Origin of the sequence: Actinoplanes sp. NPDC048988 (assembly GCF_043197815.1) — a bacterium.
GTDB lineage: Bacteria > Actinomycetota > Actinomycetes > Mycobacteriales > Micromonosporaceae > Actinoplanes.
The window spans coordinates 104,440-128,903 of record NZ_JBICTW010000001.1 but is presented as its reverse complement, the minus strand read 5'-3'; the positions used below and the strand labels follow the sequence as shown (position 1 = coordinate 128,903).

The following is a 24,464-nucleotide window of genomic DNA, read 5'->3' as shown; positions in this document are numbered from 1 at the left end:
CCCTCGGCGTTTTGCCGGGATCACACCCCCCACCGGAGGATCACGGTGCAGAGAAGGACCTTCGTGCGTTCGGTCGTCGCCGGCGCCCTCGCCCTCACGATGAGCGCCGCGGCCGGCTGCTCCGACGACTCCGGCGACTCGGGCGACAGCAAGGCCGGCGGCGGCAACGGCTCGACCGAGAAGATCACGTACCTGACCTCCTTCAACACCTTCGGCCGGGACGCGTACGCCTATGTCGCCCTCGAGAAGGGCTACTTCAAGGACGCGGGCTTCGACGTCGACATCAAGCCCGGCTCCGGCACGGGTAACAACATCAAGGCCGTCGTGGCCGGTCAGGCCCAGTTCACCCCGGTCGACCTGACCGGCGCCCTGCTCAACGCGGGCGGCAAGGACAAGGTCACCGGCTTCACCGCGGTCGCGGCGATCCAGCAGCGCACGATGGCCGCGATCATCTCGCTCGAGGGCAACGGCATCACCTCGCCGAAGGACCTCGAGGGCAAGCTGCTCGCCGACCAGCCCGGCTCCGTGGTGCAGGGGCTGTTCCCGACGTACGCGAAGCTCGCGAACATCGACGACACCAAGGTCAAGTGGCAGCCGGCCGACGCCAAGGCGCTGATGGGCACGCTCGCCTCGGGCCGGGTGCAGGGCATCGGCCAGTTCGTCGTCGGCAAGCCCACGGTCGAGGGCATCTCGAAGAAGAAGGCGGTCGTCCTGCCGTACAGCGACTTCCTCCAGGACCTCTACGGCAACGTCCTGATCACCTCCAGCGACTACGCCAAGAACAACCCGGAGAAGGTCAAGAAGTTCAACGAGGCGTTGCTCAAGGGCCTCCAGGACTCCATCGACAACCCGGCCGACGCCGGCAAGATCCTCACCAAGTACGTCCCCACGGCCAAGGCGGACTCGGCGGCCGCCGAGCTCACCCTGATGGCGCCGTACGTCCGCTCGGCCGCCGCCGGCATCCCGGTCGGCGCGCTCGACGCCGAGCGCGTGGCCCGCAGCATCGCCATCCTGCAGGGCTCCGGCCAGATCGACCCGGGCCTCAAGCCCGAGGCGGTCATCAACTTCGACCTGACGCCGAAGGCCTGATCCTTCCTAGGGGCGCGCCGTCTCGGACGGCGCGCCCGCTCTCTTAAGGAGCCCCCGTGGTGCAGGAGACGTTGGCCCGCCCCGATTCCCCGGCGGTCGCCCCGCCCCGCCGCCGCTGGTCGCCGTCGGTGGTTCTGTGGCCGCTGCTCGGTCTCGTGGTCACCGTCGCGGTGTGGTGGCTGTCGGTCGAGATGTTCGACCTGCAGACCATCATCCTGCCGTCGCCGCCCGAGGTCGTGGACGCGTTCGTCCAGTACCCGTCGCTGCTCCTGAAGGCCACCTGGGGCACCACCAAGATCACGCTGATCGGCTTCGCGCTGTCGGTGGTGGTCGGCGTGGCCATCGGCGCCGCGCTGGCCGCGTGGAAGCCGTTCGAGCGGGCGTTCGCGCCGCTCCTGGTGGCACTCAACGCCGTACCCAAAGTGGCCCTGGCCCCTCTGATGATCGCCTGGTTCGGCTTCGGCAACACTCCGGTGCTGGCCATGGCGTTCCTGGTCTGCTTCTTCCCGATCGTGCTGTCCACCGCGACCGGCCTGACCAGCACCCCGGCCGACCTGGCCGAACTGGCCCGCTCGCTGGACGCGACACGCCTGCAGACCTTCCACCGGATCCGGGTCCCGGGCGCCCTGCCGCAGATCTTCACCGGCCTCAAGCTGGCCATGCCGCTGGCCGTGATCGGCGTGGCGGTCGGCGAGATGCAGTCCGGCGCGGTCGACGCGGGCCTCGGCACGATCATCGTGCAGACCAGCGGCCAGGGCGACACGGCGACCGCCTTCGCCGCCCTGACCCTGATGGCGATCGTCAGCATCGTGCTCTACTACGCCTTGGTCTGGCTGGAGCACGTGTCGCTGCCGTGGGTGCGCGGCACCACCGGTTAGAAGTTTTTTCGCCGGCCATGTCGAGAACGCGTGTGCGGCTCCGTCCCCGGTGGTGAGAGCGACCAGAATGGGGTCGCCGCCGCATCGAGGAGAGTTCCCATGGCCAAGTACCTGCTGCTCAAGCACTACCGTGGCGCGCCGTCAGCGGTGAACGACGTACCGATGGACAAGTGGGCGCCCGAGGAGATCACGGCCCACATCCAGTACATGAACGACTTCGCGGCCCGCCTCGAGAAGTCCGGCGAGTACGTCGACGGCCAGGCGCTCGCCCCCGAGGGCGAGTGGGTCCGCTACGACGGCGAGGGCCGCCCACCGGTCACCGACGGCCCGTTCGCCGAGACCAAGGACCTCATCGCCGGCTGGATGATCATCGACGTGGACAGCCGCGACCGCGCCGTCGAACTGGCCGGCGAACTCTCGGCCGCCCCCGGCGCCGGCGGCAAGCCGATTCACGAGTGGCTCGAGGTCCGCCCGTTCCTGACCGAGACGCCCACCATCACCGAATGAACTCGTCCCTGCTGAGGGGCCTCACCCCCGGCGTGATCGGGGTCCTCGTCCGCCGTGGAGCCGACTTCGCGGCGGCCGAGGACGCCGTCCAGGACGCCCTTCTCGAGGCCGTACGGGTGTGGCCCACCGCCGAGCCCCGCGACCCGAAAGCCTGGCTGATCACCGTCGCCTGGAACAGGTTCCTCGACGCCACCCGGGCCGACACGGCCCGCCGCCGCCGCGAGGACCTGGCCGACGCCGAACCCGCGCCGGGCCCCGCCGCGGCCGCCGACGACACGCTGCGCCTGTACTTCCTCTGCGCCCACCCGTCGTTGACGCCGTCGTCGGCGGTGGCGCTCACCCTGCGCGCCGTCGGCGGCCTGACCACCCGCCAGATCGCCGAGGCATACCTGGTGCCCGAGGCCACCATGGCCCAGCGCATCAGCCGAGCCAAGAAGACGGTGTCCTCGGTCCGCCTCGACCAGCCCGGCGACGTGGCCACGGTCCTGCGCGTCCTGTACCTGGTCTTCAACGAGGGCTACTCGGGCGACGTCGACCTGGCCGCCGAGGCGATCCGCCTGACCCGCCAACTGGCCACCACGATCGACCACCCCGAGGTAGCCGGCCTGCTGGCCCTGATGCTGCTCCACCACGCCCGCCGCCCGGCCCGCACGGCCCCCGACGGCACCCTGATCCCGCTGGCCGACCAGGACCGCACCCGCTGGAACACCACCCTGATCGCCGAGGGCGTCCAGATCCTGCAGACGGCCCTGTCCCAAGACCGCCTGGGCGAGTTCCAGTGCCAGGCGGCGATAGCGGCCCTGCACGCCGACGCTCCCACCGCAGCGGAAACAGACTGGCTGCAGATCGTCGAGTGGTACGACGAGCTGACCGCCCTGACCGACAGCCCGGTGGTCCGCCTGAATCGCGCGGTAGCGGTAGGCGAGGCCGACGGCCCGCAGGCGGGCCTGGCCGCCTTGACCCCCCTGAACCCGTCCCTGCCCCGCTACACGGCAGTCGCCGCCCACCTCCACGAGCGCGCCGGCGACCTCCCCACGGCGGCCCGCCTTTACGCCCAGGCCGCCCGAGAGGCCACCAACACCGCCGAACGAGACCACCTGACCCGTCAGGCCGCCCGCCTCAACTTCCACGACCCGCGTTAGGGCCATCTCTCGTCGCGTTCGTTCCACCAGGTGACCAGCTGTCGCGCCGCGGCCTCGTCCGGCACGCCCAGCTCGTGCAGTTCTTCGACGCCACCCTCGCTGGCCAGCGCTACCAGGGCCGGTCCGATCAGGTGGTCGTCGCCGAGAAGGCGGCGGGCCTCGTGGATCGCGTCGCGGTGGTCGAGGGCCATCGCCCGTACCTGGTCGTCGGGGTCGTCCCTCAGCCGCACGGTCATGTCCTCCACCGCGTGGACGTCCAGGGCGGCCAGCTCGCGTGTGACCGCGTACAGGGCGTAGAAACGTACGTCGGCGTCTTCGTCCTCGCAGAGCTGGAACAGCGCCTCGGCGGCGGCCGGCTCCACTGCGGAGAGATTCACCAGCCCGGGCAGTGTCCCGGCCACGGAGAACCGCACCTGCGCGTCCGGATGCGTGGCGAGGCGTACGACGGCCGGGAGATCCTCGACGGCGGCGTTGTTGCCCAACGCGTACACGAGCTGGCTGATGACGTCCGGGTCCTCCTCGTCGGCGAGGCGGCCCCGCAGCAGGGGGATCGCCTCGGTGCGGAACGGCCGCTCGTCGCCGAGCCGGCTCAGGATCGCCGCGCCGAACTCGCGTGAGGTGGCGTCCTCGTCGTTCAGGAGCTCGGCGGCCCGATCGAAGACCGGGCGCTCCGGCCGGCGGTGCAGCTCGGCCAGGTGGGGCTGTGGCACGTCGCCGCCGACGTCGATCTCGCGGCGGGCCAGGCGGAGCAGCAGGTCGAGCGGCATCTCGGCCAGCAGGTCCAGGTCAGTCACCGGGTCAGTCTGCTACGGGATGATCGACCGCATGACCATGTTGTGGAATGACGTGTTCGTTTCCGCCTCTGTGGTGGCCAGTGACGGGTTCACCGCCGAGCTCGGCGGGGTGGTCGAGATGGCTTTGCAGCTGTACGACGGTGGCGGCCCCGGGCGGGTCCACGAGCTGGCCGGACGGGTCGTCGAGGCGGATCGCACCATGTGGCCGGAGGGCTGGATGATCGATGTCGACGGGGTCGGGATCTACGTCATCGGGGTGCCTGTCCCGCCGCCGGGCGGCCTCGTGCAGGCGCGGGGGCGGCTCGGCTTCGCCGAGGACTACCTGACCGGCGACTTTCTGCTGGATCTGGCGCTCGTGCCCTAGCATGTGCCCGTCCACTTCAGACTTACCCGGGGCGGCGGCCGATGAGCGACGCGCAGTTCGACACGAATGAGCCGCAGACGGCTCGGATCTGGAACTACTGGCTGGGCGGCAAGGACAATTTCGCCGTCGACCGGGCGGTGGGCGATCAGATCCGGCAGGCCTTCCCGGACATCGTCGACAACGCCCGGGCGTCACGCGCTTTTCTCGTACGGGCGGTCACCTTCGCCGCCGGGGCCGGCATCCGGCAGTTCCTCGACGTCGGTACGGGGCTGCCGACCGCCGACAACACGCACGAGGTGGCGCAGCGGGTCGCGCCCGAGTCGCGGATCGTGTACGTCGACTTCGACCCGATGATCCTGTCGCACGCGCGGGCTTTGCTGACCAGCAGCCCGGAGGGCGCCACCCACTACGTCGACGCCGACGGCCGCGACTCGGCCACGGTGCTGGCCGCGGCGGCGGACACGCTCGACTTCGCCCAGCCGGTCGCCCTGATCATGTCGGGGCTGCTGGGGCACGTCACCGACGACGACGAGGCCGAGACGATGGTCCGGGCCTACCTCGGCGCGCTCGCGCCGGGCAGCTATTTCATCGCGCTCGACGGCTCGCACAGCGTCGAGCACGGCGAGGCCGAGAAGATCTGGAACGAGCAGGCCAATCCGCCGTACGTGCTGCGCGGGCCCGCCCAGTTCGCCCGTTTCTTCGAGGGCTTGGAGCTGGTCGAGCCCGGCGTGGTCTCGGCGCCGCTGTGGCGCCCGCCCGCAGGCGACGCCAAGCACCTCGACGTCGTCTGCGGGGTGGCGCGCAAGCCGTGACCTGACCCCCGTCAGGCCCGCCGCGCGGCGAGAGTGCCGGCGGGCTGCCCGCGGACCGCGCGCTTCTTGCTCGCCTTACGTGCGGCCCGGGCCAGCCGGGCCGAGGTGAGCAGCCGCCGGCGGTCGGTCTCGGCGATCAGGTCGCGCTGGTGCTCGGTGGCCAGGGTCAGCATCAGGTCGGGGTGCGTCAACATGGCTTGTCTCCTTGTCGGCCGGTGATGCTTCAAGTCTCGGCCGCGCAACCCCTCGCCACATCGGTCGCGGATGCGTATCTTCGCTGTTCAGCGCCCGTCTAGGTATACCTAGGCCGGACCGTGAACTTCCGCCCGTCGGGATCGGTCAGCACACCTTCCCCGGCCCGCGACGCTCCCAGGGCGACCAGCCGATCGACCTCCTCCGGCCCGTCCACCTCGACCGCCAGGAACAGGTCCTTCCCCACCCGTGGCTCCACCGGCGGCCCACCCCAGGTGATCTTCGTGCCGCCGTACGGGGACTGAATCGCCGTCTCCTCATCCTGATCCCAGACCAGGGGCCAGCCCAGCGCCGTACTCCAGAAACAGCCGACCGCCCGCGACCCGTCACAGGCCAGCGCCCCGACCGGCCCGCACCCGGCGAGGAACTTGTTCCCCGGCTCGATCACGCAGAATTCATTGCCTTCGGGATCGGCCAGTACGACGTGCCCCTCGTCCCCTTTCTGCCCGACGTCCGCGTGCCGCGCCCCGAGGGTCAGCGCCCGCTCCACCGTCCGCAGCTGCTCCTGCTCCGACTCACTGGTCAGATCGAAGTGCATGATGTTCTGTGCGAGCTTCACCTCGTCGGTCGGCACGAACCACACCGGAATCGGTGCCTCGAGCAGCAGCGGATCCTCGTCCGAGGCTTTCCACCCCAGCAGCTCGCTCCAGAAGAGCGCCAGTTCCCGCGGCCGCCGAGCCTCGAAGCAGATGGCGACAAGTCGAGATGTCATGCCCCTTCATAGGCGCCCATCGACCCCACGCGCACCCGAGTTTCGCCTGGCGTCGCCGAATGCGCCCGCCGCATCTGTCCGCCGGTCGTCGTGCCCGGCGTGGCGGTGCAGAAGGCGGCCGGCCTGCGCAACGGACCGGAACTGGCCGGCGCGATCAGCGGCTCCGACGTGCGGCTGCCGCTCTGCGGGCACTTCCACGCCCGGGACCCGCTCGCCGGCCGGACCGCGTACGAGATCGGCGTCGAAGAACTGAACGCCGTGATCGCCGAACTGGGCTCACCCCGCCCGCCTCACGACGAGCGGGCTGGCGCGAGTTGATCACCATGATGGGGTGATCGTGCTGAGGCGGGTCGGCCGGCAGCGGCTGGCGTGGATCTCGTTCGGGGAGGAAAGGACTCTCGGCGCTGGGGGACGGCGGTGATGTCGGGGCCGTCCTCATGGTGGGCATTCTCGCGGTGCTCGCCGTTGCGGTGCTGGGTGCGTTCCTGCTGACGCTGCTGCGGACCACGGTGGTTCTCCCGTGCCGGAGGATCGCCGACCGGTGGCCGGTGGTGGCGTACGTGGTGAACGGGCCGAGCGGCGAGCCGGAAAGTGGCCGATGCGCTCGTGCGGCAGTGGGCGGCCGACCTCAAGCGGTACGGCCGGCCCCGCATGCTGGTCGACGTCTTCGGCTAGCGCTGGGCCTCGAAGTGTTCCTTCATCGACGGGTAGTAGTCGTTGAAGTCGGGCATCGGCCGTCCGTCACGGGAGGCGGCCAGGCCGTCCAGGTAGTACTCCCAGCCGGGGCCGACCTCGCCGACGCTGTCGGTGTCGGTGAGGTGCTGGGTGAAGCGCAGCTCGGTCACGCCGTCGGCCTCGGTGAGCGCCAGCTCCAGGTGCCAGCTGCCGTGATCGTCCACCGAGGAGAGTGCCAACCGGTTCGGTGGCTCGCAGGCGCCGACCGTCAGGTCCATCCAGGGCCGGCCCTCCTCGTGCACCATCTGAACCTGGATGGCGGCGCCCGGAGCCGCGTCACCCTTCCACGGGCCGAACCAGCGTGCCGTACGGACGGGGTCGGTGAGGCTGGCCCAGACATCGGCGAGGGGCGCGTGGAACGTACGGACAAGAACCAGGTCTTTGCCGAAAAGCCGGCCGGTGGGTGTCGGGCTCATGCGCTCTTCTCCTCTGATCGTCCGGGCTGGCCGGCCCGGCGCCGCTCGCGGCGGGTGCGGTAGACCTCGGTCTCCAGTGCGTCGAGGTGGTGTTCCCAGCCGGCCGGCCGGTTCAGCCGCTCGATCCAGCCGGTCAGCTCGGCCAGGGGCGCGGTGACCAGCTCGTAGACGCGCAGGCGCCCGTCCGCGTGGTCGGCGACCAGACCGGCTTCGCGGAGAACCCGCAGGTGGCGGCTGACGGCGGGCCGGCTGATCTCGAAGCGGCCGGCGATCTGGCCGGCCGACAACCGCTCGTCCCGCAGCATCAGCAGGATGTCGCGCCGCACCGGGTCGGCGATCGCCGCGGCCACCTCGTCCACGCCGGAAAGCGTAACCTATCGGTTACGCGTCAGCCTAATTTCGGTTGACCCGCGTACGGCCGGGCTGGCATGCTGCTGAGGCTTCCCGCGCGATCGGCGCGGGCACTCTGCACGAGGGAATGAAGCCTGTGATCTCGGAAGGCCCGACGGCCGCCTGAGGCAAGCTGCCTGATCGGCGGCCATCTCATCACGTCTTCTCTCGTCCCTTTTCTCAGCAGAGGCTTCCTGAAATGACCTTGGATGTACGCATCCAGCAGTCCGTCGTCGCCAACCTCTCCACCCGGCCCACCCCGGTCCGGACCGGGCCGTTCGTGATCGGCATCGACCCGTCGATCGACAGCCCCGGCATCAACTACGCGACGCCGCTCCCCGGCGCCGAGATCTCCGGGGCTGATGTCACCGCGCTGGTGACGGCTTTCCGGTCGTACGACCGCAAGCCCCGATTGGAGTACGTGGTGAGCACGGCGCCCGGCCTGGAGCAGCTCCTGCTCGACGCCGGCTTCACCGTCGAAGAACGCCACGAATACCTGGTCTGCACACCCGACTCGATCCAGCTCCGGCCGGCACCCGACGGCTACGAGCTGCGCGAGCCGGCCACGGACGCCGACCGGGCCGCGATGATCGCCGCCCAGAACGCGGCCTTCGGCGGCGAGCCCATCTCCACCGAGGCGGACATCGCCCGCATCGGCGGCCTCCAGGCCAGGGGCGGCATCGCGGTCATGGCGACTGCCCCCGACGGCACCTGCGCCGGCGGCGGCATGGCGGTACCCCCGAACGACGGCGTCAGCGAGGTGGCCGGCATCGCCACCCCCAAACCGCACCGCCGCCGAGGACTCGCCGGCGCGGTGACCACGGAAATCACCCGGCGCCTCTTCACCGCCGGCGTCGACATCGCCTGGCTGGAGGCGTCGGGCGAGGATTCCTGGCGCGTGTACGAGCGTGTGGGCTACCGGCCGACTGGCCGGCGCCTTTACATAGCGCTCGACTAGCAGGTTCCGCGGGCGGCTAGTTCGCTCGAATGAGGGCGTACTGGTCGAAGTGCCTGCCGGGGCCGGCCCGGGTGAACCGGGCCGGCCTTCGGCGGCGGTCAGTGGGTCAGCCTGGCCACGCGGCCGTTCGGGCCGGACGCCCAGCATGAGCCGTCGGTCGTGCAGGCGACGGCGTCGAAGTTGCCTGTGTCGAAGCGGGTCCATGTGCGGCCGCCGTCTCGGGAGTAGTCGCTGCCCGTGGGGCCCACCGCCAAAGCCGCGCTGCGGGACGCCCACGCCGCGCCCGACCGGTATTCGCCCGGCGCCGTTCGGGCCTTCTTCCACGTGCGGCCGTGCGAGTAGGCGGCTCCGTCCGGGGCCGCCGTCGGGGCGTTGTAGTCGCCGCCGACCGCGATCGCCTCGCCCGACGGGCGCACCGCCAGGCTGTAGATGCCCGCCGTCGGGCCGCTCGGGACCGGAGTGTCGGCTACCGTCCAGGAGCGGCCGCCGTCGCGGGAGGTGAAGACCCGGGCCGTGGCTCCGCCGCCCGTGGCGAACAGGGCCTTGCCACCCGCCGCGACCAGGCAGGTGCCGCTGGCCGCGAAGGCGAACTCGCCCGGCAGCGCCGCCGGCATGCCGGCGGTGGGGCGGACCTTCCATGTGCGGCCGCCGTCGGCGGTGGCCAGGATGCGGAACTTGCCGCCGACCGGGTCGGACAGGGCCAGGCCGTGCCGGCGGTCGAGGAACGTCACGCAGTCGTAGAAGGCGGCCGGGTCGTCGTTGCGGAACGTCTCGCGCCAGGAGCGGCCGCCGTCCGTGGTGGCGTAGATGCGGGACGCCTCGCCCTCGCCGATGGACAGGGCCACCGCCGTCCGCGAGTCGAACGCCTCGATGTCGCGGAACAGCAGGTCGGTGGCGCCGGCCGGGCTCACGTCGGCCCAGTGGCGGCCGCCGTCGACCGTGCGCAGGATGGTGCCGGCCGAGCCGGCGACCCAGGCGACCCGCGCGTTGACCGGGGCGAGGCCGCGGAACTGCGCGGTCGACCCGGTGTCGGTGAGGCGCCAGGCGGGCTGGTGACTCGCGGCGGCGGCGGGCCCGGCCGTCACAAGAGCCGACAAAGCTGAGACAGTCAGGACCATCGACAACTTTCGCTTCAAGGTCATGTGGCGGAACTTACCGTGTGTGCCACGGCACGGAAACCGGGAGCGCACCCCGCCGGAAACCCGGGGATACCACAATGTGGGACATGGAGACTGTCACCGTCGCGATCACGCGCCGCGCCGACCCGTCGCGTACGGCCGAGATGATCGCCTGGGTGAACGCCGGCACCACCCTGGCCGAGGACTTCCCGGGCTTTCTCGGCACCGGCTGGGTGCGGCCCGACCAGGCGTCGAGCGAGTGGCACATGCTCTACCGCTTCGCCGACGCGGACGCGCTGCGCAACTGGGAGGAGTCCCCGCAGCGCCGCTGGTGGCTGTCGTCGGCCGAGGGCTTCGTCGAGCACACCCGCGTCGAGCGCCGCACCGGCATCGAGGGCTGGTTCGACCCGCCGCAAAGCCAAGAAGCGCAAAATGCGGAAAGTGTCCCGAAAGCGCCGGCTCGGTGGAAGCAGGCGGTGACGATCTGGCTCGGCTTCTTCCCGGTGAGCCTCCTGGCCGCGTACACCCTCAATCACCTGTTGGTTGATCTTCACGTGGTAGTGCGGACTCTGATCAGCACCCTGGTGCTGACCCCGATCATGACGTATCTGGTGTTGCCGCAGGTCACGCGCCTGCTGCAGCCGTGGCTGAAACGCTAGTCGAGCACTGAGCGGAGCCGGATGGTGTCCGCAACCGTCCAACCGGGCGGCGGCGCCAGAGCGGCCCACCCGTCGACCGCCCCCGACTTGTACACGTGTCCGTGCCCGATCGGGACCTTGTTGGCGAAGATCGCGTCCACGGTCGTCTGCCAGAACGTGACCACCGGGTACCACTGCATGGCCGGCGTGACGTCCGGCCCTCGGGTGCCGCTCAGCCACTGCGGTTTTTTCCAGAACAGGCTCGGGCTCCACCACACGACCGGGTCCGACGAGTTCTGCATGTAGACGACCTTGGGCTGCCGCCCGCCCAGATCACGCAGCTCCTCGGCCCGTGACGAGAACTCCACCGGCAGGCTCGGGTACGACGGGTCCCACACCGGCGTCCCGGCCGAGCGGCCGGCGGTCAGCTCCTGGTGGATCGGGTTGGCGAAGGTCGGCCCCTCGAGCAGGATCCCGTCCGCCCCGGAGACCATGGCCGGCGCGCTGCCGAAGGTCTTCTCGGTCCCGTACGTCCCCAGGCTCTCCCCGAAGATCAGCAGCTTGGGCCGGCTGCCCGCGGGCATCGCCGCCCACCGCGCCCGCACCGCGGTGATCAGCGCCGACGACGCCTCCACCACGTTCGAGCGGTCGGCCAGAAAGGAGATGACGCTGGGCAGGTACGAGTACTGCATCGACACGAGCGCGGTGTCGCCCGCGTACATGTACTCGAGCGAGCTCGGCACGTCGTTGTCGACCCACCCGGTCCCGGTCGGCGTGAAGACCGCGATCACGGCCCGGCCGAAGGCGCCGGTGCGGTCCATCTCCCGGACCAGCAGGTCGGCCCGTTCGGTCACCGAGCCGGCCGAGGACAGCCCCGCGTACAGCCGGATCGGGTCGGCCACCGGCCGGCGGGCGAACGCCGCCAGCTGATCGTGGCTGGGCGCCTTGGCCACGAAGTTGCGGCCCTGCCGGCCCAGCGAATCCCACGACACCAGCGAGGCCGGGCTGCCCGAGCGCAGCGGCGACATCTGCCGTTCGACGCCGCGCCCGGTGCCGCTGTCGGTGATGGCGGCCGAGCGGTCGGCCGTGGTGTACAGGTTGCTGACCAGCAGCCCGTCGAACGCGGTGTAGCTGAGCACGGTCACCACCACGAAGCCGGCGCAGTAGGCCGCCGACTCCGGCACCAGCCGCCCGAACAGCCGGGCCAGCCCGTGCGCGGCCAGCCGCAGGCAGCGGGCGACCAGCAGGAGCAGCCCGAAGGTGAGCAGGCTGATCCCCACCGTGCGGATCAGGTCGTACTCCTGCTGGGGTGGCATGCCCAGGCGCAGGCGGAGCTCACGCTGCCATCGGGTGCCGAGCCAGAGGAAGAGCAGGATCAGCGGCGGTAGGAGCAGGAACAGCACCCGCCAGGCGATCCGTTCCGCGCGCCGCGACGGCCACCAGCGCCACCGGACGAGCGCCCCGATGGCCGTGCCGAGCGCGTAGCCGATGGCGGCGGTCAGCCCGGCCACCACGCCCTGCAGCGACCAGGTGCGCGGGAGCAGCGACGGCGTGTAGGAGAGGCAGTAGAAGACGGCGCAGAGGCCGAAACCGGTGACGCTCAGTCCGCAGCTGACGACGCGGCGGCGGGGCGGGGCGGTGGCGATGACGCGGCCGCGTTGCGTGGGTATCCAGGGGCGGGGTGGCGCCAGCAGCACGAGCCTGCGCATGGATCGCCCCCAATCCGCCTCAAACGCAGGATCATCCCCTTCGGTGCCGCACCGCAAGCACCTTTTCCCTTCGTGCTCGCAGCGGGAACTTCGACAAACCGGGCCGTATTTGCTTGGACCGGCGCCGCGCGCTGCCGATAGCTAGCGCCGAGGGGGTCAACATTCATGCGATTGCGTACCTGGATCGCGGTCGTGATCAGCGTTGTTCTGCTGGCCGCCGCGGGCACCATCGGCATCCTGGTCAACCGGTCGGCGCTGCGGGCGGCCGATCAGGTCCACCGGGCCGACTCACGCGCGCTCGGCGTGAACAACAAGACTCTCGTCGGCGCCATGCAGAGGCTGTCGGCGTCCGAGCTCGGTGAGTTCCTGAACGACAACTCGCTGCACCTCGGCCGGGACAGCGCGGTCGATCGGACGGCGTTGCGGCAACTGGCCGCCAAGAGCACCTACTTCTCGTACGGGGCTCTGCTGCTCGACCTCAAGGGCACCGTCCTGACGAGCTCGCGGGACACCGGGGTGCCGGCCATGACCGACGCCGGCTGGAAGCCGATGCTGGCCATGCTGGCCGCGGATCAGACGTACGGCGTCTCGTCGATCATGTCGGTCGACGCCACCTACCTGGAGGCCGTCGCCGTCCCGGTGATGGTCGGCGGCGGCGCGGTGGCGCTGCTGGTCGGCCTGAACGACGTGGCCCACACGCCGTTGCAGAAGTACACCGTCTCCCTGGGCGGGAAGACCCACCTCACCACGATCGTCGACAGCACCGGCACGATCGCCGCGACCAGCGATTCCGCCGACCTCGGCCACAAGGTCGACCCGGCGATCCGCGCCGCGCTCGCCGCCGACCCGAACACCGAGTTCGTCGAGTACACCGACGTCTCCGGCGCCAAGATGATCGCCATCGTGGTCGGCGGCCTGCCCGGCGGCTGGGCCTACGTGCGTACGCAGAGCCAGGCCTCGTTCGACGGCGCCGTGCACTCCAAGAGCCAGACCCTGAACCTGACCCTGCTCGCCATGCTGCTGATCGGCGTGCTGGCCATCGCCGCCCTCGGATACCGCACCATGAAGCAGCGCCGCCAGGCCGACCAGCGCTTCCAGGCCCTCTTCCAGCACGCGCCCGACCTGGTCTCGGTGCTCGACGTGAACGGCGACATCGAGTACTCGAGCCCGAGCGCCAAGGCGATCCTCGGCTTCGAGCAGGGGCAGCTGGTCGGCAGCAGCGTCTTCGACATCATCCACCCGGACGACCGCGGGTACATGCGGGAGCAGTTCGCCCTGCTGCTGAGCCGCCGGGACGCCGTGCTGCGCCTGCAATGCCGCTCGCGCTCGGTGCGCGGCGAGTACCGCTGGTTCGAGTTCACCGCCTCCAACCAGATGCACAACCCGGCCCTGCACGGCGTCGTGATCAACGCCCGGGACATCTCGGAGACCCGCGCCTTCCAGGAGCGGCTGGCGCACGAGGCGCAGCACGACGCGCTGACCGGCCTGCCGAACCGGCGCCGCATGCAGGACGCCCTCGGCGCCTCGCTGCGGGAGCAGCCGGTCGGCGTGCTCTTCGTCGACCTGGACGGCTTCAAGCCGGTGAACGACGCGCACGGGCACGAGGCCGGCGACGAGCTGCTGCGGCAGGTCGCCCGGCGGCTGACCGGCTGCGTGCGGGAGGGCGACGTGCTGGCCCGGGTCGGCGGCGACGAGTTCGTCGTGCTCATGCCCGGCGTCGCCGGCGATACCGACACCGGTGCCGCCTGCGACCGGATCCGGTCGGCGATCGAGAAGCCATTCACGATCGACGGCATCGACGTACGGATCGGCGCGAGCGTCGGCGTGCATCTCGCCCCGAGCGCCGGCGATCCGGACGAGGCCCTGCGTGCGGCCGATCACGCCATGTACGCGGTGAAGAAATCCGGCCGGGATCGCCGGAGCACGGGCGGGCGGCACCGCGCGGCGGACTGAAAAGCGGCACACTGGGTGCAACTTCCCGATCGAAGGTGGTGCCGGTGGTGTCCAAGATCCTCTCGCGTCGTGATCTCGACTTCCTCCTGTACGAGTGGCTCGACGTCGAGACGCTCACCAAACGGGAGCGCTTCGCCGAGCACTCCCGCGAGACGTTCGACGCCTTCCTCGACGTCTCCGCGCAGATCGCCGAGCGCGACTTCGCCCCGCACAACCGCCGCAGCGATCTGGAGGAGCCGACCTTCGACGGGGTACGGGTCCAGGTGCACCCGGAGGTCGGCGCCGCGCTGAAGGTCTTCAACGAGACGGGTCTGATCTCCGGCACGATGGACGCCGAACTGGGCGGGCTCCAGTTGCCGGCCGTGGTGGCCCGCGCCTGTTTCCTGTGGTTCCAGGCGGCGAACATCGCCACCTCGTCGTACCCGCTGCTGACCATGGCCAACGCCCACCTGCTGACCACCTACGGCAGTCCCGCGCAGGTCGCGCGATTCGTCCAGCCGATGGTCGAGGGCCGGTTCACCGGGACCATGTGCCTGTCCGAGCCGCAGGCCGGCTCGTCGCTCAGTGACGTGCTCACGCGGGCGGTGGCGAGCGGCGACGGGTCGTACAAGATCAGCGGCAGCAAGATGTGGATCTCCGGCGGTGACCACGAGCTGAGCGAGACGATCGTGCACCTCGTGCTGGCCCGCGTCGCCGGGGCGCCGCCCGGCGTCAAGAGCCTGTCGCTGTTCATCGTGCCCAAGCACCACGTGGCCGAGGACGGCACGGTGGGCGAGCGCAACGGCGTCTCGCTGTCCGGGCTCAACCACAAGATGGGCTGGCGCGGTACGACGAACGCGGTGCTCTCCTTCGACGAGGCGACCGGATATCTGGTCGGCGAGGAGGGCAAGGGCCTGGCCTACATGTTCCACATGATGAACGAGGCCCGGATCGGTGTCGGGGCGGGCGCGGTGGCGCTGGGCTACACCGGATATCTGCACGCGCTCGACTACGCGCGCGAACGCCTTCAGGGGCGGCCGGTGGCGGCCAAGGACCCGGCCGCGCCGCCCGTGCCGATCGTCGACCATCCCGACGTACGCCGCATGCTGCTCGCCTCCAAGGCGTACGTCGAAGGGGGTCTGGGGTTGATCCTCTACGCGGCGAAGCTGCTGGACGAGCCATCGGGAGAGAACGACCTGCTGCTGGACGTGCTGACGCCGATCGTGAAGGCGTGGCCGTCGCAGTGGTGCCGGGTGGCCAACGATCACGCGATCCAGATCCATGGTGGGTACGGGTACACGCGCGAATATCCGGTGGAGCAGTTCTACCGGGACAACCGGCTGAACTCGATCCACGAGGGCACCGACGGGATCCAGGCTCTGGACCTGCTCGGCCGCAAGGCCGTGATGAAGGGCGGGGCCGGCCTATCTCTGCTTCTGTCGAAAATTCGGGCGTCATGTCAGGACGCGTCGGTACTCGCTTTCTGTGACCGCGTCGAACGCACGACCGCCAGGCTCTGGGACGGCGGCGATCCCACGGTCGCGCTGGCCAACGCGACCGCCTACCTCGACGCCGTCGGCCATCTGGTGATCGCCTGGATCTGGTTGTCGCAGCTGGACGCCGTGGGGGACAAGACGGGCGCGTTCTACGACGGGAAGCGGCTGGCGGCCCGCTACTTCATCACCCACGAGCTGCCGAAGATCGGGCCCATGCTCGACCTGCTCGACTCCCGCGACACGCTGCTGGCCGACCTCGACCCCGCCTGGCTCGGCTGACATGGCGTCCCCGGCGATCCAGGTCGAGGTCGGCGACTTCGACGTCCGCGTCTCCAACCCCGACCGTGTCTACTTTCCCGAGCTCGGGCTGACCAAGCGGGACCTGGTCGACTACTACCTCTCGGTCGGCGACGGCATCGTGCGGGCGCTGCGCGAACGGCCGTGCATGCTGCACCGCTTCCCGGACGGGCTGGCCGGCGAGAAGGTCCACCAGAAGCGGGTGCCCAACGGCGCCCCGCCCTGGCTCGAGACGGTCCGGGTGAAGTTCCCGCGCTACAACCGGCACGCCGACGAGCTCTGCGTGACCAAGCTGGCCGACGTCATCTGGGCCGTGCAGATGTCCACGGTCGAGTTCCACCCGTGGAACTCGCGCCGGGCCGACACCGAACAGCCCGACGAGTGGCGCATCGACCTCGACCCGATGCCCGACTGCCCGTTCGACCGGGTCCGCCGCGTCGCCGGCGTGGCCCGCTCGGTCCTCGACGACCTGGGCATCACCGGATATCCCAAGACGTCCGGCGGCCGCGGCCTGCACGTCTACGTCCGGATCCGCCCCGACTGGGGTTTCGGCGACGTCCGCCGGGCCGCCCTCGCCTTCGCCCGCGAGGTGGAGCGCCGCGCCCCCGACGACGTGACCACCACCTGGTGGCGCAAGGACCGCGACCCGGCGGCCCTGTTCGTCGACTACAACCAGAACGCCCGCGACCACACGATCGCCAGCGCCTACTCGGTCCGCGGCAACCAGCGCGGCACGGTCTCCACCCCGATCACCTGGGACGAGATCGCCGACGTCGAGCCGGACGACTTCACCATCCGGACCGTCCCGGCCCGCTTCGCCGGCCTGGGCGACCTGCACGCCACCATCGACGACGAGCACTTCTCGCTGGAAACCCTGCTCGAATGGGCCGACCGCGACGAGAAAGCCGGCCTGGAGGGACCGGCCGACGTGTGAGGCCGCCGACATAACGCCCCGGCGGCGATCTTTGTGGGCTACGACAGACAGATGGCCAAGCTCGGACCGCCGCCGGACTCGCTGCCCCGCGCCATCGAAGCGCGCGGGGTGCGGCACAACACGCTGCGCGACCTCGACGTCGACGTGCCCCTGTGGCGGACCGTGGCCGTCGTCGGGGTGTCCGGCTCGGGCAAGACGTCGCTGGCGATGGGCACGCTGTACGCCGAGGGCCTGCACCGGTTCCTGGAGGGCCTCAGCACGTACAGCCGCCGCCGTCTCACCCAGGCCCAGCGGCCGGACGCCGACCGGATCGACCACCTGCCGCCGGCCCTCGCCCTGCGGCAGCGGCCGCCGGTGCCGGGGCCGCGCAGCACCGTCGGCACGATGAGCCAGGTGCTCAACGTGCTGCGGCTGACCATGTCGCGGCTCGGCACCCACGTCTGCCCCAACGGCCACGACGTACCGCCGTCGATCGCCACCCAGGCCATGGAGATCACCTGCCCGGTGTGCGGCGCCCGGTTCGAGGCGCCCGGGGCCGAGACGTTCGCGTTCAACTCGATCGGCGCCTGCCCGCGCTGCGACGGTCTCGGCACGGTGTACGAGGTCGACCCGGCCACCCTGGTGCCCGACCCCGGCCAGACGATCGCCGGGGGCGCGGTGCGGCCGTGGAACGTGGGCGGCCGCCGGCTGAGCATGTACGCGGCGGGCGAGCTCGGCGTCCGGCTCGACGTGCCGTACGGAAAACTGTCCAAGAAGGAGAAAGATCTCGTCCTGTACGGCGAGCCGGTGAAGCAGCCGGTGACCGTCTCCGGCCGCGACGGCCGCCCGGTGCGGCTCAACGTCACGTACGACAACGCCGTCACCGCCGCCGAGAAGTCGGCCGACAGCAAGTACCTGAACTCGCACACCTGCCCGGTCTGTCACGGCTCCCGGCTGCGCCCCGAGGCCCTGCGCTCCCGGCTCGCCGGCCGCGACCTGGCCCAGATCAGCGCGCTCGACCTCGACCACCTGGCCGCCTTCACCCACGAGCTGCCGCCGCTGATGCCACCCGAGCTGGACCGCCTCACCACCGGCCTGACCGGCGAGCTGACCGGCGCGATCGGCCCCCTGCTCGACCTGGGCCTCGGCTACCTCGGCCTGGACCGGGCCGGCGCCACCCTGTCGACCGGCGAACGCCAGCGGATCGAGCTGACCTCGACGGTCCGCACCAGCACCACCGGCATGCTCTACGTGCTCGACGAGCCGTCGGTCGGCCTGCACCCGAGCAACGTCGAGGGGCTGCGCAGGACGATCGCCGCCCTGGCCGGCAACGGCAACTCGGTGGTGATCGTCGAACACGACCTCGACGTCATCCGCACCGCCGACTGGATCATCGAGATGGGTCCCGGCGCCGGCCGCGCCGGCGGCACGATCGTCGCCGAGGGCACACCCGCCCAGATCCAGCGCGACCGCCGCTCCGTCATCGGCCCGTTCCTGGCCGGTCGCCCGGCCGTGTCCCGCGCGCCCCTCGGCCCGGCCCGGTCCGCGATCGAGCTCAAGGTCGGCCGTCTCTACAACCTGCGCGACGTCGCCGCGACCTTCCCGATCAACCGCCTGACCGCCCTGGCCGGCCCGTCCGGCGCCGGAAAGACGGCCCTGGTCCTCGACAGCCTGGTCCCCGCCGCCCGCGCCCGCCTGGCCGGCACCCCGCTGCCGCCCCACGTCACATCCGTGGATCTGGGCACCCTACGCCAGGTGGTGGAGATCGACGCCACCCCGATCGGCCTCAACGCCCGCTCGACACCGGCCACGTATTCGGGCGCTTTCGACGCCGTACGGGCCCACTTCGCCGCCGCGTCCGGCCGCACCCCCGCCCACTTCTCGTTCAACACCAGGGAAGGCCAGTGCCCCACCTGCCGCGGCCTGGGCACCATCGACCTGGACGTGCAGTACCTGCCCGACATCACCGTCGACTGCCCCCAATGCCACGGCGCGAGATTCAACGACGAGACGCTTGCCGTACGCGTGGACGACCTCACCATCGCCGACGTGCTCACCATGACCGTCCGCGAGGCCCTGGACCGTTACACGGCGATCCCGGCGATCGCCCGCCCCCTACGCCCCATAGCCGACGTGGGCCTCGACTACCTGCGCCTGGGCGAACCCACCCCCGCCCTCTCCGGCGGCGAGTCCCAGCGCCTGCGCATAGCGGCCCGCCTGCGCTCCACCCAGCGCGACGTCCTCTACGTCCTGGACGAGCCGTCGACGGGCCTGCACCCGGTGGACATCGCCACCTTGGTGAAGGTCCTGGACCGCCTGCTGTCCGACGGCGCCACCGTAGTAGTCATCGACCACGACCTGGACCTCCTGGCCGCCGCCGACCACGTCATCGACATGGGCCCGACCGGCGGCCCCGACGGCGGCCGCATAGTCGCCCAGGGCACCCCCGCCGAAATAGCCACGTCCCCCGACAGCGTGACCGGCCCTTACCTGGCCTCCCACCTGCCGCCCTCCTGAAGCCCGTCCGCCCGTTCCCGCCGCCCGCGAAGCCGGCCCGATTCCTGGCCGACCTCGATGCCCATGGCCACGGACATCTTCAACTGCGGCGAGGAGGAGTTCGACGACTTCCCGAACTTCACCTACATCGAGCGCCGCCGAGTCAGGGCCGACATTCGCGATCTCGATGGAGGGCGTGGACGGCCCCGGCCATGAGCGACACATGGGCTGTCGTTCGCGGCCTCGCCCGGCGGCTGCCGACGGCGACGCAGTTGCACCACCGTTCGAGGTCGTGACCGCGCCGGCACGCGGACGACCCCGATTTCGCGGGCGAGTAGGTGAGCGGACGGCCCGTCGGCGCGGGCAACTGGTGGCGGGCCGCTCGGGGGACCCGTTCCACGAGGGCGTGGCGGCTCTCGCGAGGGCGGGCGCGAGTGTCCGGGGCGGGAACCGGGTCGCTCGGTGGGCGGGTTGCCGGTAAGCATGTGTGGCATGAAGGTCTTTCGTGACGCGTACGGGATTCCGCATCTGCGGGCGGGCTCGGTCGATGAGCTGGCGTTTCTGCAAGGGCGGGTGGCCGTCGCCGATCGGGGGCGGCAGCTCGAGGTGGAGCGGCGGCGGGCCGAAGGGCTGCTGGCCGAGCTGGTCGGGGCGGACGGGGTGGCCTGGGACCGGTTCGCGCGGCGGGCCCGGATCGCCGACACGGCGCGGAAGGCGTACGGCAAGCTGGATGAGCGGACCCGGGGCTGGCTGACCGCGTACGGGGAAGGGGTTCGCAGTCAAGGGCTTGTCTGGGCGGACTGGACGCCGCTCGGGGTGTTCCTGGCTCGGCACATCGTGTTCGGCAGCTTCACGGCGAAGATGTTCAACGCCCATGTCGCGCGAACGCTCGGTGAGGACAAGGTGGGGTGGTTCGACGCCGAAGGGCCGGGGGAGACCGGCAGCAACGCGTGGGCCAGGGACGGGGAGATCGCCGGGGATCCGCATCGGGCGATCGAGCTGCCCGGTGGCTATCAGCAGGTGCGGCTGAGCTGTCCGGAGTTCGACGTCTTCGGGCTCACCTTCCCCGGTGTGCCGGGAGTGCAGCATTTCGGGCAGGCCGAGACGGTGGCCTGGGCCGTCACCAACGCTCAGGCCGACTACCAGGATCTCTACATCGAGGACATTCGCGGGGATCGGGCGCGCGGGCCCGAGGGCTGGGAGCCGGTCACGCGGCACGTCGAGACGATTCCGGCCCGGGGCGGCGACGAGGTCGAGGTGGAGATCGTGGAGACGGCCCGGGGGCCGGTCATCGATCACAACCTTTCCCTGCGTACGCCGGCCCGCGCCGGCCTGGAGCTCGGGTTCGCCGCCCTTCTGCCGTTGCTGCACGCCCGGACCGTCGATGACGTGGCCGGCGCTCTTGAGGGCTGGGTGGAACCGGTCAACAGCATCCTCACCGCGGACACGAGCGGGCGGCTCCTCCAGCTCACCGTGGGGCGCGTGCCCCTGCGCGACGAGCGGAACAAGCGCCTGCCCGTGCCGGCCTGGGAGCCGGCGTACACCTGGCAGCCCGGTCACGTGCCGATGACCCGCGTGGCGATGGCGAGCGCGGTGAACGCCAACGATCGACGGCCGGACACCGAGGCGTACGGCGTCTCGTTCGCCTCGAAGAAGCGGGCCGACCGGATCCGGGAGCTGCTCGACGCGGGGACGCCGCACGAGCGGATCCACATGGACACGAGCATGCCGGCCGACAGCGTCGAGGCGGGCCGCCGGGCCGCGTTCCGGGACCGGGTGGCGCGGCGGCTCTACGACCATCCGGCGCTGGCCGGCCTGAAGGAGCCGACCGGGTTCGACGAGATCTTCGACGTCGATCCGCGGGCGCGGGTCGGGCTTCTGCAGGACAGCGTGCTGGCGGGGCTGAACCTGAAGCCGGAGGACCTGGTCGACCCGGCGACGATCACCTCGGGGCCGTGGGGCGAGCGGCACCTGCTCGACCCCGTACGGCTGCCGGGTCTTGACGTCGACCTTCCCCGCGTCGAGTTGTCGGGGGAGCGGGACACCGTGCTGTGCACGTCGAGCGCGCCCGGGATCACGGATCTCTGCCGCAAGGGCCCAGTCGCCAGGTACGTCTGGGATGTCAACGACCGCGCCCGGAGCCGATGGGTGGTTCCGTTCGGGGCGTCCGGCGACGCGGAAAGTCCGCATTTTCGCGACCAGCTGCCGCTCTGGACGCGGGGTGAGATGATCCCGCTCGTCCTGGACTGGACCGAGCTGATCGAGGAGTGACCCGATGAGGTTCCGCGCCGAACTGCAGCGCACCGGCGGCACGACCACCGGTTTCGAGGTGCCCGACGAGATCGTCACCGCGCTCGGCGGTGGTGGCCGGCCCAAGGTCGTCGCCACCTTCCACGGCTTCACCATGCGCTCGACCATCGCCAAGATGGGCGGCGGCTACTGGCTCGGGGTGAGCGCCGAGCGCCGCGCCGCCGCCGGGGTCGAGGGCGGCGAGGTCTTCGACGTCGACGTGGAGCTCGACACCGCGCCGCGCGAGATCGAGGTGCCGGACGATCTGCGGGCCGCCCTCGACGCCGAGCCGGCCGCGCGCGAGTTCTGGTCGACGCTGTCGTTCAGCAACCAGCGCTGGCACGTCGACCAGCTCACCTCGGCCAAGACGGCCGAGACCCGGAGCCGGAGGCTGGCCAAGTCGGTCGGGCTGCTCCGGGAGGGCAAGCCTCGTTAGGGCTATCGGGGGCGGTACGCGACCTCGGGGTCGAGCAACCGCGCCCACCCCGGGCGCCACGCCGGGCCGCGGGTGGCCATCTCCTCCTGCAGGTTCGTGCGCCACGGGCCGGAGACGCCGTCGTCGGCCCACCACTGCGGCCACGAGTCGTAGCGGCGTTCCACCAGCACGTCGGCGGCCGTGGTCTGCACACGCAGGAACAGCCAGCGCCCGTAACGGGGGTCGGCCTCGGCGCGGCGCAGACGGCGTACGAGATCACCCAGCTCCTGGAAGGACGCGAAGCGCGCCTCGCCGGGGCGTTCCAGCGGCGGGTGCTTGCCGGGCTGCGCGCTCAGGCTGGTCGCGTCCGCGTAGACCAGGGCCGTGCACCGGCCGTCGCCGTGCGGGGAACGGTCACGCATCCACGCCGCCAGCGCCTCGAGCTCGTCGGTGGCCGGCGGCTCCGGGCGGGTCAGCTCGGCCGCGTCCTGCATGGCCGACCACACCAGACGGTCGTGTTCGCCCTGGCTGAGCTTGCGGACCCGGCGCATCGGCGGCCGCACGCCGGGCTCGACGCGCGGTGGCCGGTGGCCGGCGGTGATCCCGCCGCGGTCGGCGCAGGCCAGGGCGGCCGCCAGGTCGAGCGTGGGCTCGGTGAGGCGGCCGAGCAGCCGTTCGAAGGCGGGGCCGGTGACCTGCCCTCGTACCGCCGCCGACAGCAGATCCTCGCCGGCGGCCCGGACGTCGTCGCGCTCGGCCGGGGTGCGCAGCTCGTGCCGGCCCCACTCGGCGACGATCTCGGCCAGCTCGGTCAGTGTGTTCTCGTTGCTCAGCACGGCACCGACCGTCTGCACGAGCCCGTCGCTCACGCCGTCGCGGTAGCGGGTGCGTGACCAGCGGCCCTCGGCGTGCCACACCACGAAGCCGAGCGCGTCGGTCTCGGCCAGGGCGGTCAGGTCGTCCCAGGGCAGCCAGTCGGGCGCGCCGGTGAGCAGGTCGATCGGCGGGTCGGCGTCGGCCGTCCCGCTGTGATCGCGGTCATAGCCGAACAGGACCGCCCGGGCGCCGTCGAGCAGCGCGAGCCGGGCCCAGCTGCCCCCGTGATCGTCGTGGTGGGCGCCCCGGTCGTCGACGAACCAGACGTCGTCGTACCCGATGCCGGTCAGGCCGGCGGCCAGGGTCGCCCATCGGGTCCAGAGCAATCCGGGCGCGGGCAGGTCCACGTCGGTCAGCATCTGTCCACTGTGCCAAACCGGGCCGAGGCAATGTCACCCCCCTTGCCTCATGCGAAAGGTTCGGACCGGACGGTTGCAGATCGGTGGCTTCGAGCCGGAGTCCTTCAGAAGCCGGTGGCCCGCGGCGATGGGAACGGGGTCATGCTTACCCACGCTCTCGGCCTCGTCGCCGCCACGCTGTCCGTTTCCCTCTCCTGGCCCCAGGTCTACAAGTCCTGCGTGCAACGCCGGACCAGCGGCCTGTCGGCCACCGCCTGCGCCCTCGGGGTGGCCATGCCGATCGGCTGGATCACCTACGGCCTGCTCAGCGGGGAGGGGATCCAGGTGATGACGAACACGGCGACCGGACTGGCCGGCCTGGCCATCCTGGTCGCGCTCCTGGTCACCCAGCCGTCGCCGCGCCCGCGGCGGGCCTTGTTAGTGGCCGGCGCGGTCGCCGTGGCCGCCCTGCTCAGCGCGGTCGCCGCGGCGCTGCCCGCGGTGACCGGTCACATGGCCGCCTCCGTCCTGGGTCCGCTGCTGGCCGGCGTCTCCTTCCTTTCCGCGATCCCGCAACCGCTGGCGTTGCTTCGCAACCGCCAGGCGGACATCAGCGGTCTCTCTCCGCTGCGCTGGCGTCTGGGAGCGGGTGCTTCCGCTTCCTGGCTTCTGTACGGCGTACTGACCGCCCAGCCGGCCGTCGCCGCGTCCGCCCTGGTCGGCCTGGTGAGCGCCACCATCGTCGTCACCTGCCTGCACCGGCGCCGCGAGCGCCGGCCGGTCACCGCCCCCGTCACCGCCGTCTCCTGGCGGCACTCGATCACCACCCGTAACCTGGCGATGGCCGGAGTCTGACCGGTTCCTAGGCATTTGTCATCGTCGCAAGATCACTGAGCGT

The 24,464-nt window shown here is 71.2% G+C and carries 25 protein-coding genes; 17 read left to right on the top strand and 8 right to left on the bottom strand.

Annotated elements, in window-relative coordinates; translation table 11 throughout:
- The first annotated feature begins 99 nt into the window (after positions 1–99).
- The 4 genes from ACGFJ7_RS00615 (at position 100) to ACGFJ7_RS00600 (ending at position 3,616) form a co-directional block, all read left to right on the top strand.
- Positions 100–1,089, top strand: coding sequence for an ABC transporter substrate-binding protein (locus tag ACGFJ7_RS00615; protein WP_360243509.1), 990 nt, complete (start codon positions 100–102; stop codon positions 1,087–1,089).
- Positions 1,090–1,145: 56 nt separating this feature from the next.
- A complete protein-coding gene (locus ACGFJ7_RS00610; RefSeq protein ID WP_392639951.1) occupies positions 1,146–1,967 on the top strand; it encodes an ABC transporter permease in 822 nt (273 codons plus the stop codon).
- A 99-nt stretch (positions 1,968–2,066) separates the two neighbouring features.
- Entirely contained in the window at positions 2,067–2,474 is a 408-nt protein-coding gene (locus ACGFJ7_RS00605; protein WP_360241168.1) for a YciI family protein, read from the top strand.
- Positions 2,471–3,616 (top strand): sigma-70 family RNA polymerase sigma factor, encoded by a 1,146-nt coding sequence (locus ACGFJ7_RS00600; RefSeq protein ID WP_360241165.1) that lies wholly within the window; start codon positions 2,471–2,473, stop codon positions 3,614–3,616. Before ACGFJ7_RS00605 ends, ACGFJ7_RS00600 begins: the two co-directional genes overlap by 4 nt.
- On the opposite strand, the gene ACGFJ7_RS00595 is transcribed toward ACGFJ7_RS00600, so the two are convergent.
- On the bottom strand, positions 3,613–4,410 hold the full coding sequence (locus ACGFJ7_RS00595) for a HEAT repeat domain-containing protein (protein WP_360241162.1): 798 nt from the start codon (positions 4,408–4,410) through the stop codon (positions 3,613–3,615). The two genes, ACGFJ7_RS00600 and ACGFJ7_RS00595, sit on opposite strands and share 4 nt — an antisense overlap.
- Before the next feature lie 31 nt (positions 4,411–4,441).
- Here ACGFJ7_RS00595 and ACGFJ7_RS00590 point away from each other — a divergent pair, with 31 nt between their 5' ends.
- Together ACGFJ7_RS00590 and ACGFJ7_RS00585 are read left to right on the top strand one after the other, a co-directional pair.
- Positions 4,442–4,774, top strand: a complete 333-nt coding sequence (locus ACGFJ7_RS00590; protein ID WP_392639947.1) for a hypothetical protein — start codon at positions 4,442–4,444, stop codon at positions 4,772–4,774.
- Between the two features lie 41 nt (positions 4,775–4,815).
- Positions 4,816–5,586, top strand: coding sequence for an SAM-dependent methyltransferase (locus ACGFJ7_RS00585; RefSeq protein WP_360241156.1), 771 nt, complete (start codon positions 4,816–4,818; stop codon positions 5,584–5,586).
- 11 nt (positions 5,587–5,597) lie between these two features.
- Here ACGFJ7_RS00585 and ACGFJ7_RS00580 read toward each other — a convergent pair whose 3' ends face one another.
- Both ACGFJ7_RS00580 and ACGFJ7_RS00575 read right to left on the bottom strand, forming a co-directional pair.
- Complete coding sequence (locus tag ACGFJ7_RS00580; RefSeq protein ID WP_360241153.1) at positions 5,598–5,780, bottom strand: hypothetical protein; 183 nt, start codon at positions 5,778–5,780, stop codon at positions 5,598–5,600.
- A 98-nt stretch (positions 5,781–5,878) separates the two neighbouring features.
- On the bottom strand, positions 5,879–6,550 hold the full coding sequence (locus ACGFJ7_RS00575; protein ID WP_392639944.1) for a VOC family protein: 672 nt from the start codon (positions 6,548–6,550) through the stop codon (positions 5,879–5,881).
- Between the two features lie 99 nt (positions 6,551–6,649).
- On the opposite strand from ACGFJ7_RS00575, the gene ACGFJ7_RS00570 reads away from it, so the two are divergent.
- Entirely contained in the window at positions 6,650–6,868 is a 219-nt protein-coding gene (locus tag ACGFJ7_RS00570) for a hypothetical protein (RefSeq protein ID WP_392639942.1), read from the top strand.
- A 353-nt stretch (positions 6,869–7,221) separates the two neighbouring features.
- Here the strand turns inward: ACGFJ7_RS00570 and ACGFJ7_RS00565 are convergent, their stop codons facing one another.
- Both ACGFJ7_RS00565 and ACGFJ7_RS00560 read right to left on the bottom strand, forming a co-directional pair.
- A complete protein-coding gene (locus ACGFJ7_RS00565; RefSeq protein ID WP_360241144.1) occupies positions 7,222–7,701 on the bottom strand; it encodes an SRPBCC family protein in 480 nt (159 codons plus the stop codon).
- Complete coding sequence (locus tag ACGFJ7_RS00560; RefSeq protein ID WP_360241141.1) at positions 7,698–8,060, bottom strand: metalloregulator ArsR/SmtB family transcription factor; 363 nt, start codon at positions 8,058–8,060, stop codon at positions 7,698–7,700. Before ACGFJ7_RS00560 ends, ACGFJ7_RS00565 begins: the two co-directional genes overlap by 4 nt.
- 230 nt (positions 8,061–8,290) lie before the next feature.
- Between ACGFJ7_RS00560 and ACGFJ7_RS00555 the strand changes: the two genes are divergently transcribed.
- Complete coding sequence (locus ACGFJ7_RS00555) at positions 8,291–9,049, top strand: GNAT family N-acetyltransferase (RefSeq protein ID WP_392639939.1); 759 nt, start codon at positions 8,291–8,293, stop codon at positions 9,047–9,049.
- A 98-nt stretch (positions 9,050–9,147) separates the two neighbouring features.
- Here the strand turns inward: ACGFJ7_RS00555 and ACGFJ7_RS00550 are convergent, their stop codons facing one another.
- A complete protein-coding gene (locus ACGFJ7_RS00550) occupies positions 9,148–10,191 on the bottom strand; it encodes a WD40/YVTN/BNR-like repeat-containing protein (protein ID WP_392639937.1) in 1,044 nt (347 codons plus the stop codon).
- Positions 10,192–10,274: 83 nt separating this feature from the next.
- Between ACGFJ7_RS00550 and ACGFJ7_RS00545 the strand changes: the two genes are divergently transcribed.
- Positions 10,275–10,826, top strand: coding sequence for an antibiotic biosynthesis monooxygenase (locus ACGFJ7_RS00545; protein ID WP_360241132.1), 552 nt, complete (start codon positions 10,275–10,277; stop codon positions 10,824–10,826).
- On the opposite strand, the gene ACGFJ7_RS00540 is transcribed toward ACGFJ7_RS00545, so the two are convergent.
- Positions 10,823–12,514 carry an alpha/beta hydrolase gene (locus ACGFJ7_RS00540; RefSeq protein ID WP_392639935.1) on the bottom strand — a complete coding sequence of 564 codons (1,692 nt, stop codon included), beginning with the start codon at positions 12,512–12,514 and terminating at the stop codon, positions 10,823–10,825. The genes ACGFJ7_RS00545 and ACGFJ7_RS00540 overlap by 4 nt on opposite strands.
- Before the next feature lie 165 nt (positions 12,515–12,679).
- Between ACGFJ7_RS00540 and ACGFJ7_RS00535 the strand changes: the two genes are divergently transcribed.
- The 7 genes from ACGFJ7_RS00535 (at position 12,680) to ACGFJ7_RS00505 (ending at position 22,373) form a co-directional block, all read left to right on the top strand.
- The gene (locus ACGFJ7_RS00535) at positions 12,680–14,467 is read left to right on the top strand and encodes a sensor domain-containing diguanylate cyclase (protein ID WP_360241126.1); all 1,788 of its coding nucleotides are present in this window, start codon (positions 12,680–12,682) and stop codon (positions 14,465–14,467) included.
- 47 nt (positions 14,468–14,514) lie between these two features.
- Positions 14,515–16,221, top strand: a complete 1,707-nt coding sequence (locus tag ACGFJ7_RS00530) for an acyl-CoA dehydrogenase (protein WP_360243506.1) — start codon at positions 14,515–14,517, stop codon at positions 16,219–16,221.
- Between the two features lies 1 nt (position 16,222).
- Positions 16,223–17,173, top strand: coding sequence for a non-homologous end-joining DNA ligase (gene ligD / locus ACGFJ7_RS00525; protein ID WP_360241123.1), 951 nt, complete (start codon positions 16,223–16,225; stop codon positions 17,171–17,173).
- 51 nt (positions 17,174–17,224) lie between these two features.
- On the top strand, positions 17,225–19,669 hold the full coding sequence (locus ACGFJ7_RS00520) for an excinuclease ABC subunit UvrA (protein ID WP_392639931.1): 2,445 nt from the start codon (positions 17,225–17,227) through the stop codon (positions 19,667–19,669).
- 63 nt (positions 19,670–19,732) lie between these two features.
- The gene (locus ACGFJ7_RS00515; protein ID WP_392639928.1) at positions 19,733–19,864 is read left to right on the top strand and encodes a hypothetical protein; all 132 of its coding nucleotides are present in this window, start codon (positions 19,733–19,735) and stop codon (positions 19,862–19,864) included.
- Between the two features lie 276 nt (positions 19,865–20,140).
- A complete protein-coding gene (locus ACGFJ7_RS00510) occupies positions 20,141–21,919 on the top strand; it encodes a penicillin acylase family protein (protein ID WP_392639925.1) in 1,779 nt (592 codons plus the stop codon).
- 4 nt (positions 21,920–21,923) lie between these two features.
- Positions 21,924–22,373 (top strand): YdeI/OmpD-associated family protein, encoded by a 450-nt coding sequence (locus ACGFJ7_RS00505; RefSeq protein WP_360241111.1) that lies wholly within the window; start codon positions 21,924–21,926, stop codon positions 22,371–22,373.
- Positions 22,374–22,375: 2 nt separating this feature from the next.
- Here the strand turns inward: ACGFJ7_RS00505 and ACGFJ7_RS00500 are convergent, their stop codons facing one another.
- On the bottom strand, positions 22,376–23,587 hold the full coding sequence (locus ACGFJ7_RS00500; RefSeq protein WP_392639922.1) for a hypothetical protein: 1,212 nt from the start codon (positions 23,585–23,587) through the stop codon (positions 22,376–22,378).
- A 141-nt stretch (positions 23,588–23,728) separates the two neighbouring features.
- On the opposite strand from ACGFJ7_RS00500, the gene ACGFJ7_RS00495 reads away from it, so the two are divergent.
- Complete coding sequence (locus ACGFJ7_RS00495; protein WP_392639919.1) at positions 23,729–24,421, top strand: SemiSWEET transporter; 693 nt, start codon at positions 23,729–23,731, stop codon at positions 24,419–24,421.
- Positions 24,422–24,464: the final 43 nt, after the last annotated feature.